Annotated in this window: 16 protein-coding genes; 6 read left to right on the top strand and 10 right to left on the bottom strand. The window is 61.4% G+C overall.

Annotation, left to right across the window (positions count from 1 at the left end; all coding sequences use genetic code 11):
* Window positions 1–123: 123 nt before the first annotated feature.
* Window positions 124–2,697: an ATP-dependent DNA ligase gene (locus M1E02_RS18830; RefSeq protein ID WP_479375705.1), complete on the bottom strand. Its 2,574-nt coding sequence runs from the start codon at window positions 2,695–2,697 to the stop codon at window positions 124–126.
* A 40-nt stretch (window positions 2,698–2,737) separates the two neighbouring features.
* On the opposite strand from M1E02_RS18830, the gene ku reads away from it, so the two are divergent.
* A complete protein-coding gene (ku, locus tag M1E02_RS18825) occupies window positions 2,738–3,793 on the top strand; it encodes a non-homologous end joining protein Ku (RefSeq protein WP_479375704.1) in 1,056 nt (351 codons plus the stop codon).
* A gap of 104 nt (window positions 3,794–3,897) precedes the next feature.
* Here the strand turns inward: ku and M1E02_RS18820 are convergent, their stop codons facing one another.
* The 7 genes from M1E02_RS18820 to M1E02_RS18790 all read right to left on the bottom strand — a co-directional run bounded on the left by M1E02_RS18820 (window position 3,898) and on the right by M1E02_RS18790 (window position 10,137).
* A complete protein-coding gene (locus M1E02_RS18820) occupies window positions 3,898–4,164 on the bottom strand; it encodes a DUF7218 family protein (RefSeq protein WP_479375703.1) in 267 nt (88 codons plus the stop codon).
* A 2-nt stretch (window positions 4,165–4,166) separates the two neighbouring features.
* Entirely contained in the window at window positions 4,167–4,778 is a 612-nt protein-coding gene (locus M1E02_RS18815; protein WP_479375702.1) for an SRPBCC family protein, read from the bottom strand.
* Between the two features lie 203 nt (window positions 4,779–4,981).
* A complete protein-coding gene (locus M1E02_RS18810; RefSeq protein WP_479375701.1) occupies window positions 4,982–5,260 on the bottom strand; it encodes an HPr family phosphocarrier protein in 279 nt (92 codons plus the stop codon).
* Window positions 5,261–5,316: 56 nt separating this feature from the next.
* A complete protein-coding gene (locus M1E02_RS18805) occupies window positions 5,317–7,362 on the bottom strand; it encodes a PTS fructose transporter subunit IIABC (protein WP_479375700.1) in 2,046 nt (681 codons plus the stop codon).
* Window position 7,363: 1 nt separating this feature from the next.
* On the bottom strand, window positions 7,364–8,362 hold the full coding sequence (locus tag M1E02_RS18800; protein ID WP_479375699.1) for a 1-phosphofructokinase family hexose kinase: 999 nt from the start codon (window positions 8,360–8,362) through the stop codon (window positions 7,364–7,366).
* A complete protein-coding gene (locus M1E02_RS18795) occupies window positions 8,359–9,168 on the bottom strand; it encodes a DeoR/GlpR family DNA-binding transcription regulator (protein ID WP_479375698.1) in 810 nt (269 codons plus the stop codon). Before M1E02_RS18795 ends, M1E02_RS18800 begins: the two co-directional genes overlap by 4 nt.
* A gap of 261 nt (window positions 9,169–9,429) precedes the next feature.
* Window positions 9,430–10,137, bottom strand: a complete 708-nt coding sequence (locus M1E02_RS18790; protein ID WP_479375697.1) for a DUF4386 domain-containing protein — start codon at window positions 10,135–10,137, stop codon at window positions 9,430–9,432.
* Window positions 10,138–10,252: 115 nt separating this feature from the next.
* On the opposite strand from M1E02_RS18790, the gene M1E02_RS18785 reads away from it, so the two are divergent.
* Both M1E02_RS18785 and M1E02_RS18780 read left to right on the top strand, forming a co-directional pair.
* A complete protein-coding gene (locus tag M1E02_RS18785; protein WP_479375696.1) occupies window positions 10,253–10,963 on the top strand; it encodes a TetR/AcrR family transcriptional regulator C-terminal domain-containing protein in 711 nt (236 codons plus the stop codon).
* Window positions 10,964–10,966: 3 nt separating this feature from the next.
* Window positions 10,967–12,199, top strand: a complete 1,233-nt coding sequence (locus tag M1E02_RS18780; RefSeq protein ID WP_479375695.1) for a pyridoxal phosphate-dependent aminotransferase — start codon at window positions 10,967–10,969, stop codon at window positions 12,197–12,199.
* Between the two features lie 55 nt (window positions 12,200–12,254).
* Here the strand turns inward: M1E02_RS18780 and M1E02_RS18775 are convergent, their stop codons facing one another.
* Complete coding sequence (locus tag M1E02_RS18775; protein ID WP_479375694.1) at window positions 12,255–12,512, bottom strand: DUF6458 family protein; 258 nt, start codon at window positions 12,510–12,512, stop codon at window positions 12,255–12,257.
* Between the two features lie 196 nt (window positions 12,513–12,708).
* Between M1E02_RS18775 and M1E02_RS18770 the strand changes: the two genes are divergently transcribed.
* Window positions 12,709–13,326, top strand: coding sequence for an alpha/beta hydrolase (locus M1E02_RS18770; RefSeq protein ID WP_479375692.1), 618 nt, complete (start codon window positions 12,709–12,711; stop codon window positions 13,324–13,326).
* Between the two features lie 23 nt (window positions 13,327–13,349).
* On the opposite strand, the gene M1E02_RS18765 is transcribed toward M1E02_RS18770, so the two are convergent.
* The gene (locus tag M1E02_RS18765) at window positions 13,350–13,727 is read right to left on the bottom strand and encodes a DUF7793 family protein (protein WP_479375691.1); all 378 of its coding nucleotides are present in this window, start codon (window positions 13,725–13,727) and stop codon (window positions 13,350–13,352) included.
* A gap of 272 nt (window positions 13,728–13,999) precedes the next feature.
* Between M1E02_RS18765 and M1E02_RS18760 the strand changes: the two genes are divergently transcribed.
* Together M1E02_RS18760 and M1E02_RS18755 are read left to right on the top strand one after the other, a co-directional pair.
* Window positions 14,000–14,746 (top strand): HAD family hydrolase, encoded by a 747-nt coding sequence (locus tag M1E02_RS18760; RefSeq protein ID WP_479375690.1) that lies wholly within the window; start codon window positions 14,000–14,002, stop codon window positions 14,744–14,746.
* 55 nt (window positions 14,747–14,801) lie between these two features.
* Window positions 14,802–17,159 carry a glycoside hydrolase family 65 protein gene (locus M1E02_RS18755; RefSeq protein WP_479375689.1) on the top strand — a complete coding sequence of 786 codons (2,358 nt, stop codon included), beginning with the start codon at window positions 14,802–14,804 and terminating at the stop codon, window positions 17,157–17,159.
* The last annotated feature ends 34 nt before the right edge of the window (window positions 17,160–17,193 follow it).

Raw genomic sequence — 17,193 nt, 5'->3', positions numbered from 1 at the left:
CCCTGGCGGGACGCGCTAAGCGCCTGAGGACGCGCGAACGGTCTGGGGATGCCTGAATACAGGTGGCCCCAGACCGTTTGCGCATCCCGGCGCCACAGCCAGCACTACTGGAAAGCCCCAGCACTACTGGAAAGCCACTGCCTCCATGACCACGTCCTCGGGTTCCTTGTCCAGCCGCCATCCACGCCACACAGGGTGCCGCAGTTTTCCGGCGCTGGTCCATTCGCCATAAGTCACTTCCCCCACCAGCCCGGGCATGACCCAGTGTGCATCGGAGGCGTCAGCGGCCGGAATGTCGCTGAACGGCGAGGTTTTCCTTGAAATGGTCTCCAGCCGTTGCCGCAGTTCTTCCAGTTCGTGGGTGCTGAACCCGCTTCCCACCCGGCCCACGTAGCGCAGCGAAGAGCCGTCGGGGATCCCGAGGAGCAGTGAACCGATCGAATCCTTGCGGGACCCGTTCCCCGGGCGCCAGCCGCCCACCACTACTTCCTGGGTGCGCTCCACCTTGAGCTTGAGCCAGGACATGCTCCGCTGGCCAGTGACGTACCGGCTGTCCGATCTTTTGGCCATGACACCTTCCAGGCCCAGTTCCCGGGCGCTCGCCAGGATGTGTCGGACGTCGTCGTCAATTACATCGGAGAGGTACACGGGGCAGCCGGATGGTTGGTAAAAGCGATCCAGCCGCTCGCGCCGCTCGTTCCACGGGCGCCGTCGGAGGTCTGCGCCCTCGTGGACGAGCAAATCGAAAAGCATCAGCCGGACGGGCGTCGCTTTTTGGGCCCTGCGGACGTCGGCAGGTTTGGTGAGCTTCATCCGGGACTGCAGCAGCCCGAAGTCAGGTCTTCCTGAAGGTCCGACGGCGATGATCTCGCCGTCCGCCACGAAATCACCCGCTGGCCAGCATTCCCGCACGGTGAGCTCCGGATAGCTGAGGGTCATGTCGTTGCCGTTGCGGCTGACGAGCCTGATCCTGCTTCCTTCACCTATGACCAGTGCCCGCACCCCATCCCATTTGAGCTCAAACCGCCAGTGGCTGTCAGTCAGGTCAGAGACAGTACCGGCGGTGGCCAGCATCGGGGTGAGACTGTCGACGTCGGGTGGGGGATCAGCTTTAGGCACACGGGCCGGTGGGGGAGCGGCAGGCGGGGAACCGTCATCATCCCGCTCAACGTCGTCGCGGGGCAGGGATCGCCGAGGGTGGTGCGTCTTGCGGCCGGGGTCCATGAGATGGATCAGCCACTGCCCCTGGTTGTCCCGCCCTCTTCCTGTGTTGATAAGGGCGAACTTGCGGGTACCGCCCAGGTTGCCGTCCTCCGCCCCCGTCAGGGTGACGATGACCTCCTTACCCGCAATCCATTTCTCGCATTCGTAGGTGCCACGGTCCCAGATGGTGACTGACCCGGCCCCGTACTGCCCCTTGGGAATGGTTCCCTCGAAGGCTGCGTAGTCCATCGGGTGGTCCTCGGTCTGGACTGCCAGGTGATTCTTATCGGTGGAGGTAGGCACGCCTTTGGGCAAAGCCCAGGAAACCAGCACGCCGTCGCGCTCCAGCCGGAAGTCGAAGTGCAGCCTGCTGGCGTGGTGCTCCTGGATCACGAAAATTTCCCGCGGCGGTTCACCGCCGTCGGCCGCAGCCCGATGCCGGTCGGCGGCAAAGGGCTCGGGGGTTTCGCCCGGATCCCTCATCGAGCGGTACTTTTCGAGCCGGGGATCGGTGGTTCCGCCGTCGTGTTTGCCTTCAGTGACACTGGCGGAACTTTCGACGGCGGGAAAGGTGCCATGAGTGCTGCTTGGGTGGGGGTGGGCGGCAACATCGGAAATCGGTGCAAAGGGATCCTTGCCGTTCTTGACGCGCCGCATGACCTCCTCATAGTCAAGCTGGCGTAAAGAAGGTGCGGTAAGCTCGCGCCATGTCCGCGGCGCAGCCACAGTGGGGTGGAGGCGGCCGCGGAGGGAGTAGGGCACGATTGTGGTCTTGGCGGCGTTGTTTTGGCTCCAGTCCACCAGCACCTTGCCGGTGCGCAGGGTCTTTTTCATGTCGCTGACAGCAAGCTCCGGGTGGTCGGCTTCCAATGCGCGGGCCAGTTCCCTTGCAAAGGCTGAAATCTGCTCGGAACTCTGCGTGCCATCCAGTCCGGCATACAGGTGGATTCCCTTGCTGCCGCTGGTCACGGGCACCGGATCCAGTCCAACGTCCTTGAGGATCACGCGGGCGAGCTTTGCCACTTCCACACACTCGGCAAGACCGGCGCCCTCCCCGGGGTCCAGGTCCAGCACCATGCGGTCAGGTGGCATCGGGTCCCCGTGCGAGTCAATCCGCCACTGCGGCACATGGATCTCCAGTGAGGCTATCTGAGCCAGCCAGGTCAGGGTGGCGGCATCATTGACCAGCGGATACTGAATAGTGCGGTCTTTGTGTGTGATGGAGGCACGGGGTATCCAGCCGGGAGCGGACTCCTCCAGGTTCTTTTGGAAGAACACTTCTCCTGGCTCCTCTGCAGTCCCCACTCCATGGACCCACCGCTTCCGCGTAACCGGCCTGTTTTTGCCGGCAGGGATAAGGACGTGGGCTACCGCTGCGTAGTAGGCCAGGACGTCCGCCTTGGTGGTGCCGCTCCCCGGATACAGCACTTTGTCCAGGTTGGTGACCACCAATTCGCGTCCCCCCACGCGGACACGTTCCTTGCTACCGGCCATGGGTCTTCACCTCCGCCCCAGTCTGAGGTTCACTTGATCCATGAGAGCGATCTGGAAAGGCGCCATCGCGTTCGGGCTGGTTAATGTCCCGGTAAAGGTTTACAGCGCCACTGAGGACCATGACATCAGTCTGCACCAAGTCCACAATGCCGACGGCGGACGGATCCGCTACCAGCGTCGCTGCGAGGTTTGCAGCGAGGTTGTTGACTACGCGGACATTGAAAAGGCGTACGAAGAAGGCGGCCGCACAGTAATTCTGACGCGCGACGAGCTTAAAGCCATTCCGGCCGAAAACAGCAACGAGATCGAAGTGGTGGAGTTTGTGCCGTCCGAGCAGATGGACCCCATCATGTTCGAAAAGAGCTACTACCTGGAGCCAGACTCGAAGTCCCCGAAGGCGTACATGCTCTTGCGCCGGGCACTCGAGGACACGGACAGGGTGGCCATCGTGCAGTTCGCCCTGCGTGACAAGACCCGCCTCGGAATACTGCGGATCCGGGATGATGTACTGATGCTCCAGTCCCTGCTGTGGCCGGATGAGGTTCGTGAAGCGAAGTTTCCGTCGCTGGATACCAGCATTAAAATTTCCTCCCAGGAACGGGAGATGTCCGCTGCCCTTGTTGAATCCATGGCAGGCGACTTTGAGCCGGAACGTTTTACCGACGAGTACCAGGAGCAATTGCGCCAGCTCATTGAGGCAAAGCTTGAGCAGGGCGAATCGCTCGATACCGAGGAAACGTTTGGAGTCACGGCCGATGATGCGGGCAAGGGCGAGGTGATCGACCTGATGGAGGCCCTCAAGCGCAGTCTGGACAAGAAACGCGGAGGCGGGGAGGAGAAACCCGCCGCTGCTGCCAGCAAATCCAGTGCTGAAAAGTCCACCGCGAGTAAATCCAGTGGCACAAAGGCCACTGCGAGCAAATCCACGGCCACAAAATCCACCGCGACTAAGTCCACTGCCACTAGGTCCGCTGCCACTAAGTCGGCCCCTGCTAAGTCGACAGCAACGAAGTCCACCGCTTCCAAGGCGCCGGCCAAGAAGCCGGCAGCCGCCGAAGCCGGCACTGAAACCAAGAGCAGGCGAAAGGGCGCCTGAAAGGCACCTGGGTCTGTAGGCCGCTGGGGAATCCTGGTGGCGTTTATCCCGCCGGCGCCAATCCCGTTTGCGGGAACCCCGTTTGCGGGAATCCATTGCAGGGATCAGGAGTTTCTCAGCGCCGAAATGAGCTCGCTCTTCTTTTTGCCGGAGTAGCCTGTCAGCCCGATCTCCTTGGCTTTTGCTTTCAGCTGCGCAACAGTCCAGTCGTCGTAGTTACCGGCCTTGCCGCCTTTCTTCCCCACGGAGGAACGGCCTTTTTTGGCGACTGCATTGGAGATCCTGGCTGCCTTTTGCTTCGAGGCGCCTTCCTCCCGAAGCTCTTCGTAAAGCTTGGGATCTTTAACGCTCGGATTCTTCTTCTCAGGCATCTCTACCTCGGATCTACGGGCTCGTCGTCGTCGATGATGGGATCGGTGCCGGCCGGACGCTCGGGCGAGGGAACTGCGGAAGGGACAACGGTCGGAGCCCCGGAAGGAGTGCTGGACGGAATGCCGGAGGCTGCCGTTTCAAAGGGCGGATCGTCAACCTCCCCTTGCTCCACAGTGGACCGCCAAGCCCCGGTTTCTATTCCTCTGGACTCAATAAACTCCTTGAAGCGTTTAAGATCGGCGCTCACCTGGCGGCTGTCTACCCCAAGGGCAGAACCCGCCTTCTCGGCCAGGCCTTGGGGTTCCCAATACACTTCCACGTTGACCCGGGTCCGTTGATCGTCCAAGGGTTCAAAAGTGACCGTGCCGGAGTTGCGAGGTTTGTCCGTGCTGACCCACGTAATTCGCCTATCCGGGAGCTGCTCCGAGATCTTGGCATTGTATTCACGCTTCACACCGGCGATGTCCGTCCGGAAGCGAAGTGACGTCTCATCGAGCTGCTCTACGGAGTCCACACCGCTCATAAACTTCGGGAACGTTTCGAACTGCGTCCACTGGTTGTAGGCGGTGGTTACGGGTACTTCCACCTCGATGCTTTCATGCAAAGTTGCCATGGTGTTTTCCTCCCCTAGGTTTTCCACGCTAGTTGGGCTCTTAGGCAAAAACAAGCAATTTTAGTAAGGAAGCTTATCGGTTTCGACTCCCAAAATTGCAGCAAAAAAACGTGGCCGGCTCTCCGTTGCAGCCTTTCCTCGACGGGAAAATCTGCTTGTGCGGGGGACCGGCCACGGTTTAGAAGCGGGTGCTTCCGGTGCTGCTACTCGGCGTCGTGATCCGTTTCCAGGATCTGGACCAGCTGGTCCAGGGCGGCATCGGCGCCGTCACCGTCAGCGCGCAGGACCACAACGTCCCCGTGCGATGCTCCCAGGCTCATGAGCGACAGGATGCTGGCTGCGTCCATGGCTTCGTCGGCGGGCTCGCCATCACGGGCGATAGTGATGTCGAGATCGAACTCCCCGGCTGCCTCGGCGAAGATGGCGGCAGGGCGGGCGTGCAGGCCGACACGGCTGGCGACGGTTGCGGTACGTTCTGGCATTTCTGCTCCTTGCATTGCTGTACGTGGATTTCTGTTAGTGAAACTTTTCAGACGGATCAGACACTTACGGGAACTTTCTCCACCGTATCAACGGGTTCGCGGACGGCCCAACGCTTGAGGGCCAGGACTGCGAACGCGCTGACGACTGTTCCGGCAATGATGGCGATGATGAACATCGGCAGGTTTCCGATGGCGAAGAAAACGAAGATGCCTCCATGAGGTGCCTGAGACGTGACTCCTGTTGCCATGGTCAGCGCTCCCGTTAGAGCTCCACCAAGCATGCTGGCCGGGATAACACGCAGGGGATCGGCTGCGGCGAAGGGGATGGCGCCTTCGGAGATGAAGGATGCTCCCAGCAGCCAGGCAGCCTTGCCGTTTTCCCGCTCGGCCAGGCTGAAGCGCTTCTTGTCCAGCACGGTGGCCAGGGCCATCGCCAGCGGCGGAACCATTCCAGCCGCCATAACTGTTGCCATGATCTGCCAAGGGGCTGAGTTGGTGGCACTTCCGTTGACCAATCCTGCGACAGCGAAGGCATACGCAACCTTGTTAACCGGGCCACCAAGGTCGAAGCACATCATGAGGCCAAGGATGATGCCGAGGGCAATTGCTGAGGCGCCGGTCATCCCGGTGAGCCAGCCATTCAAGCCGTCGGTGAGGTTCTTAATGGGGTTACCGAGAACCAGGAACAGAAGTCCTGATGCAACAATCGACGCAAGCAACGGAATGATGGCGACGGGCATCAGCCCGCGCAGCCAGCGCGGCACAGCCCAAGATCCGATCTGATAGGCAATGTAGCCGGCCAACAAGCCTCCAACCATGCCACCTATAAAACCGGCACCCATGAAAAGGGCAACCGCTCCGGCCGTGAAGCCCGGGGCGATGCCGGGACGATCGGCAATGGCATAGGCGATGTAACCTGCCAGAGCCGGAACGAGGAAGCTCATGGACAAGTTGCCGATCTTGAAAGCAACGGCTCCCAGATAGATGCTGAGTCCGCCTTCCGGAAGGTTGCCGAAGCTGTTCTCCAGCACTACCTTGTTAGCGACTTCCGTGATGTCGTAGCCACCAAGAAGGAAGCCCAACGCCATCAGCAGACCGCCACCCGCCACAAACGGAATCATGTAGCTGACACCCGTGAGGAGAGCCTTCTTCAGCTTCTGGCCGATGTGCTCGCCCTTTTCCATCTCGGCGTTCTGCGCCTGCTCCTCGGCACCGAAATGAGGAACACGGCGTGCGTTGGGGTTGTCCGCAGCAGCCAGTGCCTCCTGGACCATCTTGCCCGGCTCATCGATGCCGCGCTTCACGGGAGCATTGATGACGGGCTTACCGGCGAACCGCTCCTTGCCGCGAACATCAACATCGACGGCGAAGATTACGGCGTCGGCAGCGGCGATGACCGCGGGGTCAAGCGGCTTGGCGCCTGAGGAACCCTGGGTTTCCACCTGCAGGTCCACGCCGACTTCCTTAGCGGCCGCCACGAGGGAATCCGCGGCCATGTAGGTGTGGGCGATGCCGGTGGGGCAGGCCGTCACAGCCACGAGGCGCTTGACGCCGTTACCGGCCGCCGGGGCCCCTGCCGCGACAGGAGCGGATTCGCCAGTGGTCCCGGCAGCGGTAGCTCCGGCCGGAGCGGCTGCGTGCGCCGCAGGCTTGTCCGCTACAGCTCCCTCCACCAGCTCAACGATTTCCGCTTCGGTGGATGCCGCCCGGAGTGCACCGGTGAAGTCCTTTTTGATAAGTGAGCGGGCAAGCTTGGAAAGGAGCTTCAGGTGCTCCTGGTCCGCTCCGTCCGGAGCCGCAATGAAAAAGATCAGATCGGCGGGGCCGTCCTTCGCGCCGAAGTCCACGGGCCGGGAGAGCCGGGCCATCGCGAGGGTGGGAACAACTACGGCTCCTGAGCGGCAGTGCGGAATGGCGATGCCGCCCGGCACCCCGGTTGCAGTCTTCTGTTCACGGGCAAAGGCGTCGGCGAAGAGTCCCTGAACTTCAGTGGCGCGTCCGGTTTCAGCAACTTTGCTGGCAAGGTGCCGGATCACATCCTCGGGCGAATTGCCCAGATCCTGGTCAAGAATGACCAATTCGGTGGTGATGAGCTGAGTCATGTCAGTCCTTCCGGAGAGCCGTGATGGTTACGGCATCGGGGGTGGTTTGGTGCACTGCCGGAACTGTGGAGCCCGGCAGGGAAGCGGCGGCGGCACCGTGTGCCACAGCCTGACGGAGGCAGTCGGGTGGAGCCGCGCCGTTGCTGGAAGCGAGCAGATAACCTGCCAGCGAGGAATCTCCGGCGCCTACAGTGCTGACAGCCTTGACGGGCGCATGAGTAGCCAGCCACGCGCCGTCGGGCGTTACAAGAACCGCGCCCTTGGACCCCAAGGTGGCAAGAACAGCACCCACCCCGGAACGGACGACGGCGGCAGCCGCGTTTGCTGCTGCCAGCGGGTCCGCTTCGAGTTCCTCGGCAGAAACTACCGTGGTGAAGCCCGCTGCCGCGGCCAGTTCGGCAAGTTCCTCCGCATTGGGCTTAAGTAGGTCCGGCTTCCCGGAGATGCCGCCGTTTTCATCCCCCGCTATGGCAGCGCTAAGAGGTTCACCAGAGGAGTCGACGGCGATGCGGGGGGCAACCTGGCCGTTACTTATGGAACGGAGCCGCCGGGTGACGGTGGCATAGAAGTCGGCAGGGACCCCTGGTGGGAGTGAGCCTGCCAGGACCACCCAGGTGGCGCCGTGAGAGCGTTCCAGCAGGAGCCCGATCAGGGCCTCCTGCTGCTCGGCGTTCAGTGCCGGCCCGGGTTCGTTGATTTTGGTAGTCACACCGCCGGGTTCGGTCAGTGCCACGTTGGTCCGCAAAGGCTCGCCAATAGCAAGTGCAGCAAAAGGAACACCGCCCTCCCGCAGCCCTGCGAGGACGGGGTCGCCGTCTCCGCCCGGAAGTATGGCGATGGTTTCCACACCAGAAGAAACCAACGCACGGGAGACGTTGACGCCTTTCCCGCCCGACTCCTGGCTTACGGACACTGCCCGTTGGACTTCGCCGCGTTCCAACGGTGACGGCAACGCGACTGTGCGGTCCAGGCTGGGATTGGCTGTGAGGGTGACAATCATGCGATTACCACCTCTACGCCGGCTTCGGTCAAGGCCGCGGCCAATTCCACGCTGGGTTCACTGTTTGTAATCAAGGTATCCAGATCTTTCAACGAAGCGAACTGGACCAGGGTCTCTGTATCCAGCTTGGACGAATCGGCCAGCACCACGATGCGGCGGGCCGATTGGACGAAGGCAGCCTTGGCGGCGGCTTCTTCAGGATCGGGAGTGCTCAGCCCGAAGGCTGCGTGTATTCCGTTTGTGCCGATGAAGGCAATATCGGGACGAATCCGTTGTGCCGCCTCCACGGTTGACTGCCCCACGGCAGCCTGAGTGAGCCCGCGTACGCGGCCCCCCAGGATCTGGAGGGCAATGCCGGGTTCGCCGGCAAGCTTTCCTGCGATGGGAATCGCGTTGGTGATAACAACCAGTTCGTTACCCTCCGCCACTGCCCGGATCGAGGACGGGTCTGACATCCGGAGAGCGAGAAGATCCGCCAAGGCCTCCGTGGTGGAGCCGGCGTCCATCAGGATGCTCCCGGATGGGCCTTCCGGAACAAAGGCCAAAGCAGCCTCAGCGATCCTGAGTTTTTCCGGCTGCTTCTGCACCGTACGAACCAGGATGCTCTCCTCAGTGGTGCTGAGCCGATCGGTGGCAACTGCCCCGCCGTGGACGCGGCGCAGGCTGCCGGCCGATTCGAGGGCAGCGAGGTCCCTCCGCACAGTTTCAGTGGTGATGCTGAACCGCTCCGCCAAATCAGTGACGCTGGCCCGGCCGCTCTCTGCGACAAGCCCTGCGATCAGCTGCTGGCGCTCTTCAGCAAACACTTACCCTCCATTGCGTACAGATCGATTACTGCGAGAAGCTAAAAGTGCGACGCCGATACGAAGACTCTCGAGACGGTCGTGACAGGCATCACATGGATGTTGAATACCTTGACTTTATCTTTGATCGTGTTGCTTTGTCAATGGAAAAACCACATAAACAAAGATTCCTACAGAAAGGGCCGTCCCTCTCTTCGCGTGACTGGTTCAGCGAAGGAGGGCCGGCCCCTTTTTCTGCGCCACGGAGGCGGCTATATGTTGAAGCTATACTTTCAGGGCGGCGGCCTGTCGAACGGCGAGCCCGGCGTCGACGGACGGCCTGAAGCCCTTTGCGATGAGGTAGACGGCGAGGCAGATTTCCCACGCAAATACCGGGAGCGCCCCAACTCCGGCCCACACTGAAACCTGCTCATAGGCGCCGAACATCTGCGCGATGCCGGAGGCGAACACCAGCGGGCCGCCAATCAGTCCAAGTATGGCGATGAATCTGGGCACGAGGGTGGATCGGTAAAGCAGGTAAGCGAGCAATACCGTGTTGGTGCCCAGGATCAAGCTTGGTCCAACCAGGAATGCCCACTTATTGAAGGCAGCCAGGGCGCTCGCGAGGGGGGCGCTGTCGGTGGCCGCCAGGTCTGTCAGATCCTGCCGCAAGGTCACGATGGCAAGCAGGGAGAGTACGCCAACTGCTATGACCCCGGCCTCAAGGGTCCGCAACGCCACATACCCGAGTGCGACGCCCTCGTTTTGGCGCTTTATCACCGGGTAGAGCGCCACTCCCGTTCCGACAATTGTGAGGGCGAGGAGCACCTCAAGGAGGGCGCCAAGGAACACTTGGCCATCCTGGCCCCCACTCTCGATGTACGCAGGATTGTTGAGCATCGGAAGGTACAGGGCGCGTGCCGTTATTGAGGTGATGTGAGTGGCGAGGAAGAGGATGCCTGCGGCAATGGCGATCCTTCGGTTTGTGGTCATTTCATCTCTCCTGCGGTGAAAGGTGTACGGCGTACACCAATGATGGTTCCGACCATAGGTGTACGTTGTACACTTGTCAACACGCAGACCTTGAGTTCCAACGAAGGGTGGTCACTTGGCTCAGTCAGGAAATACCGGGCGCCGTGCCCCCCTGAGCAGGGAGCGGGTCCTGCACGCCGCCGTCGCCCTCGCTGATGAAGCGGGAGTTGAGTCGCTCAGCATGCGTAAGCTCTCCCAAAAGCTGGATGTTGTGCCGATGGCGCTCTACAAACATGTGGCGAACAAGGAAGAGCTCCTGGATGGCATGGTGGAGGTCATCATCAGCGAGATCGACACCCAGGTACGGGGCGGATATTGGAAGACCGCGGTGCGGCTGCGGATCCTCTCCGCCCGGCAAGCCATGCTGCGCCACCGCTGGGCGTCCCAGGTGATCGAATCCCGCACGCAAGCCCCGGCTGTTGTCCTCGAGTACATGAACTCGCTGGTGGGACTGTTTCGGGGCGGGGGATTGTCAGCTGACCTTACCCACCACGTAATGCACGCCCTTGGCAGCAGGATGTGGGGATTCACCCAGGAGGTGTTTCCCACACCGCCCCCACCCGCCGATCCTGAAGCGCGGGCAGCTGTGTTCAACCAGGTGGCAATGCAGTATCCCTACATCATCGAAATTGCCACGGCCGGGTCTCACGACCAGGAAACGGCAGTTGGCAGCGGCTGCGATGATCAGTTCGAGTTCGAGTTCGCCCTGGACCTCCTCCTTGATGGGTTTGAGCGGCTCCACCAGCAGAACTGGACCTCCAGCCATGCCCTGGCTGTGAAAAGATGAGCCATGCCTCCGATGCAACATTCCAGCAAACTCCAGAACGTTAACTACGAGCTCCGCGGACCCATCCTGCAGGCGGCAAGGGAGATGGAGGCAGAGGGACACCGGATCCTCAAAATGAATCTCGGAGACACCGCGCCGTTCGGGCTCGAAGCGCCGGAGTCCGTTGTGCTGGATATGATTCACCACCTCCGCGGGGCGCAGGGCTACAGCGACTCCAAGGGTATATTTTCCGCCCGCACGGCCATCTCCCAGTACTACCAGACGCGCGGACTCATGCAGATTGGCGTCGAGGACATTTTCATCGGTAACGGGGTCAGCGAGCTCATTTCCATGACCCTGCAGGCGTTTCTGGAAAACGGCGACGAAATCCTGATCCCTGCGCCCGACTATCCACTGTGGACTGCGGCCGTGACGTTGGCAGGGGGCAAGGCGGTGCACTACGTGTGCGATGAGAACGAAAACTGGTGGCCAGACATGGCCGAGGTCGAATCAAAGATCACCAGCCGCACCAAGGGCATGGTGACCATCAACCCGAACAACCCCACCGGAGCCGTCTACCCGAGGCACATCCTGGAACAGTTTGCTGCGTTGGCCCGCAAGCACGACCTTGTGCTGTTCTCCGATGAGATCTACGAGAAAGTCCGGTACGAGGACGCCCAGCACATCCACACGGCTTCCGTGGCCGAAGACGTCAGTTGCCTGACGTTCAGTGGGCTCTCAAAGGCATACCGGATGCCGGGGTACCGGGCAGGCTGGGTGGCAATCACGGGTCCCCGTGCAGCTACCTTGGCATACCGGGAGGGCCTGGAGCTGTTGGCATCGTTGCGCCTCTGCCCCAACGTTCCCGCCCAGCACGCCATCCAGACCTGCCTCGGCGGGTATCAGAGCATTGAGGCACTGATCCGGCCCGGAGGCAGGCTCCGCGAACAGAGGGACCTTGCCTTTGAGCTTCTCACCGCCATCCCCGGGGTTACCTGCGTCCCTGCAGCCGGCGCCATGTATCTCTTTCCTCGGCTGGACCCGGATTTGTACCCGTTCGAAAGCGACGAGCTGTTTGTCCTGGACTTGCTGCGGGAGCAGAAGATCCTTGTGTCCCACGGGACGGCATTCAACTGGCCGCAGCCCGATCATTTCCGCTTTGTGATTCTTCCGTCAGTACAGGACATCAGGGAAGCGGTGCGGAGGATCGCTGCTTTCCTTGCGGCGCACAGAGCTGTCCGCGCAAGAGTGTCCTAGCGCGGTTCTAACGCAGGAGGCGCTGCGGCCGCATGGCTGCTGTCAGACGTTCTGGTCAGATAGTGCCGTCCCGGCTTTCGTTCCGGGTGATCCGTTCTCCCGTGTTGGGGTCGACGACGGACCGGGTCTCGCTGACCCTGCGGCTGCGGCCAGGGGACGCCAGTATGAGCGAGGCAACCAGGCCGATCACTCCGACAACCATGAGAATGTACCCGATCAGGGTCAGGTCAACGTTGGGGATGAGGCCGGGTGTTACTGCCCAGGCCAGGATCGCGCCGAGGGCGATCAGAAAGATGGAGGAACCGATTCTCATGACGTTCTCCTTATGTCCGGATGGACAAGTCCATGGAGGACTTGTCGACAACAATGCTAAGCATGCTGTCTTGTTGTCAGGCTACATCCGAGCACCGGCTGATTCAACGTCCGCCTCTCCGGCGCGTCGGAACGCCCGGGAAGAGTGGGGAACGCCCACTGCGATGGCACACCACGGTAAAAGCTAGGCTGTTCCGATGGAGACAGTCGTATGGTCCAAGCCCAAACACGAACGCGCTGGAACACCGCTGCTGGTCATGATGCACGGCTACGGCACCGACGAGTCCCGCATGGTGAACCTGTTTCCGCACTTGCCTCAGGAGTTCACGTGCGCCGCGCTCCGGGCTCCAACGGACATCGGGGACCACTACGGCTGGTTCCTGCTGGATTACTTCCTCACCAATGATTTTGCCGACGTCGTTGCCGTCACCAACAAGGTGGCGGACTGGATCAACACCGTCAAGGGGCAGCACACCAGCGTGAGCCTGCTGGGATATTCGCAAGGGATGGCCATGGCCAGCACCCTCCTGCGGCTTCGCCCGCAGGAGTACCGCGCCGTCGTCGGACTGTCTGGGTTTGTCCTGGACAACGAACTGTTGTCTATGAGCGAATCCTTTGACTCACCGCCGCCCTTCTTTTGGGGCAGGGATAAGGCCGACCTGGTCATCAACGAGGATGCTATTGCGTTTACTGAGGACTGGCTGCAAAGGAACACGCAACTGACTTCCCGCACCTACCCCGGAATGGGGCATGCAATGAGTAAGGCAGAGATGGTGGACGTCAGCGCTTTTCTTCGCCACTACGTGCTGCGCTGATCAGCTGTTCCCTGAAGGGAAATTCAGGAGTCCACCTTCTTGAGCCAGGTCATGGCATCGCTCCTGGACGTGAAGAAGCGCGTTGGGCACGGAGGGGTGTAGATTCCGAGGAAAAAGTTCGCCAGCACCCGATCCACCGGGCTCGAGCCCAGTAAGGCGATCCGGTTAGCTGCGCAGGGGATGGAAAATACTGCCCTGGCATCGCGGCTCACCGATTCGGTAGTGGCCATGTCCACGAGCATGGGGTATCGAGAGCCCCCGCTGATTTCGTTGACCATGGCCATTGCGGCCTCAGAGTCTCTGCGGTCAATACTGACCTTGGATTTCCACACGAGATTAATTACGCCGTCCGAACTCAGGGCAACAGTGCCCTTGCCTCCGTCGATAACGATGGGTTCCACGCCGTTCCCTCCCAGTGAGCAGTTCTGGCCCCATGGTAGTGCCTGCCGGCCCTTCTGCGCGGAGCCGCCTCAGGATCGGTCAAACCGACCGTAATATGCCGCCGCCCATGCATCGCGCGCCCCCTATGATTGTCTTAGCACCAGGAACTAAAAAACCACTTGCAAGCGGAATTGCAAGCGCTTACACTCGATTTCGGCCATGCGGCGAAGACGCCTCTGCCAAGGCGCACCCCAATGCACCACGCCTCACGTCTGAAGGGACAAGAATCCGCATGCCTCAACTCCAAAGCAGTGCCCAAAAAGCCCAGCTCAGCAGTTGGACTACTGCCTCAGCCATCCTCTTCGACCTCGATGGCGTCCTGACGCCCACCGCAGTGGTCCATGAGCGCGCGTGGCAGGAGCTGTTCGACGGCTACCTTGAGTCGGTGCCCGGCGCCGCGGGATACAGTGAAAGCGACTACTTCGACCACATCGACGGAAAACCGCGGTTCGACGGCGTCCGGGACTTTCTCGCTTCCCGGAGCATCGTGCTCCCCGAGGGGCCTGCAGACGACGACCCCGCCAACGAAACGGTGCAGGGCCTCGGAAACCGCAAGAACCTGGTCTTCAACGAGATCGTGGCAGCGGGAGTGGAGCCTTATGAAGGTTCGGTGCGCTTCCTGGAAGCAGCACTGGCGCGCGGGCTGAAGCTCGCCGTCGTCTCCTCCTCCCGGAACGCGCCCGCAGTGCTGGACGCGGCGGGACTGTCGCACCACTTCCCGGTGGTCGTCGACGGCGTTGTGGCCGCGGCTGAAGGCCTGCCTGGCAAGCCGGATCCTGCGACCTACGAGTACGCTGCACGGCTGCTGGGGCTGCCGAGCGAGGAGTGTGTAGTGGTGGAGGACGCGGTCTCGGGGGTGAAAGCCGGCAGCTCCGGAAAGTTTCATTCCGTCATCGGGGTAGACAGGGGAGCCGGGCGGCAGATTTTGCTGGCCGCCGGGGCTACCTTTGTGGTTAACGACCTTATCGAACTGGTGTAGGCCGCCGCAGTTCCCCGCATTCATCACGGTATTCACGCCAAAGGACCCCAACACCATGGCACTCATCAGCTCCGACCGTTCCCGGTTCCCCAATGACCCTTGGCGGCTCGTCGAAACTGCCCATGAACCCGGCAACGCCGGAACCCTCGAAACGCTCTTCTGCCTCGGCAACGGACACCTCGGAATCCGTGGCGGACATTGGGCCGCTGCAGACACTGAGCTCCCCGGCAGCTTCATCAACGGGTTCCACGAGATCTGGGACATCAAGCATGCCGAGAATGCCTTTGGCTTTGCCCGGACGGGCCAGCGCATTCTTTATATCCCTGACGTCAACAACTTCACCGTGATCATTGACGGCGAAACCCTGAGCCTGGCCGAATCCGCTGTGCAGGACTACCAGCGCAGCGTGGACTTCGGCACGGGCGTCTACGAGTGCAGGGTCACCTGGCTGTGCCGCTCGGGTGCTGTGGTCACTACCGTTGAGCGCCGTGCCGTAGGTTTTGAGTCGCGTGGGTGCATGGCGATCACCTTGGAGCTTTACGCAGACCAATACATTTCCGCGGACGTAACGTCATCAGTAATCAACAGGCAGGATCAGCCTGTTGAGGACCAATCGGAGCATGACCCCCGCCGTGCCGGGCGGCACGCCGGCCGTGTGCTGCTTCCGATGCAGCTCGAGGGCGGCGATGGGTCATTGCGCCTGTCATGGCAGGCTGCGGAATCCCGCCAGCGGATCGGGCTCGCCGTGGATCATGTGACATCTCCCGTGCTCCAGCCCTTCGATACTCCGGTAGGTCCGGATGAGAGCCATGCCCGCTACGTCCTGGCGGTGGGACCTGACAGGCCATTCCGCTTGGAAAAGTCGGTCAGCTATGCCGTAGCGCGCGCCGTTGACCCCACTCTGGGCGATGTCTCCAACCAGGATCCAATAGAGCTGGCGGAGGCTGCGCTCTTGCCCGCGGCTGACATTTTTGCACAGAGCCAGGAGCATTATTCCGATTACTGGGCCTCAACGGACATCCAGGTGGGGGCGCAACCGGAACTGCAGCAAGCCATCCGCTGGAGCCTTTTCCAGCTGGCCCAGGCAACAGCTTGTGCCGACGTCGCTGGCATTCCCGCGAAGGGCGTGAGCGGTTCGGGCTACGAAGGGCACTACTTCTGGGACCAGGAGATTTACCTCCTTCCCTACCTGACTTACACCAACCCCGACGGCGCCCGCCAGGTGCTGGAATTCCGTCACGCAATGCTCCCGGAGGCCAAAATCAGGGCCAAGGAACTAAGCGTTGATGGCGCCCTGTTCCCTTGGCGGACCATCAACGGGCTGGAGGCCAGCGCCTACTACGCGGCAGGAACCGCCCAGTTCCACATTGCTGCCGCCATTGCCTTTGCCACCAACAGGTACCTCTGGGCCAGCGGAGATGAGGACTTCAAGGCCGGTATGGGGGCCGAGCTGCTCATCGAAACGGCACGCATGTGGGTGTCCCTTGGCTTCTTTGGCAAAGACGGGCAATTTCATATCCACGGCGTCACTGGACCGGACGAATACACCGCCGTTGTCAATGACAACCTCTATACGAACGTCATGGCACGCTTTAACCTCCGGGCTGCCGCTGCCCTGGACCATGCAGGGATTGACGACGCCGAGCGGCAGCTTTGGGCAGCTGCGGCCGACCGCATGCAGCTGCCCTTCGATGAGCGGCTTGAGGTTTACTCCCAGGACAACGACTTCATGACCCTGGAGGCCTGGGACTGGAACACGCCCAGGTCCAAGTACCCGCTGCTGCTGCACTTCCACCCTTTGGTGATCTACCGGCACCAGGTGCTGAAGCAGGCAGATACGGTCCTTGCAATGTTCCTGCAGTGGGCCGATTTCAGCGCTGACGAAAAGCGGCGTGCGTTCGATTTTTACGATCCCATCACCACCGGGGACTCGACACTCTCAGCTTGCGTCCAGGGCATCATGGCCGCCGAGGTGGGCTACGGAAAAGCGGCCTTGGAACACTTCACGGACGCCCTGTTCATCGATCTGGATGATACGCACGGCAACACCATCGACGGTGTGCACATCGCGTCAACCGGCGGGGTCTGGAGTTCACTGGTCTGTGGCTTTGCCGGTATGCGTGACCAAGGAGCCTTGCCGTTCTTCGATCCCCGGTTGCCCAGCGAATGGGAGCGCCTTTCCTTCCACCTGAAGCTCCAGGGGAGGCTCCTGTTCGTGGACCTCAGCCATGAAGGCATTGTCCTTTCCGTTCGTGAGGGTTCACCTTTGGACGTCAGTGTCCGAGGCGAAGTCCACACAGTGGGAAGGGAAGCGGTGCATGTGGCACTGGAGCCGGTTGAGGTTCCCGAGCCCACGGTCTTCCCCAGCGGACTTCCGACGGCGAGCATCCCGATCGTCCGGGCACGCGCCTAAGATCCAGCTTCCGCAGCCGAACTTTTTCGCTTCG

The sequence above is a fragment of the Arthrobacter sp. Z5-13 genome, from assembly GCF_056499105.1.
This window is presented reverse-complemented; position numbering and strand designations above follow the sequence as displayed.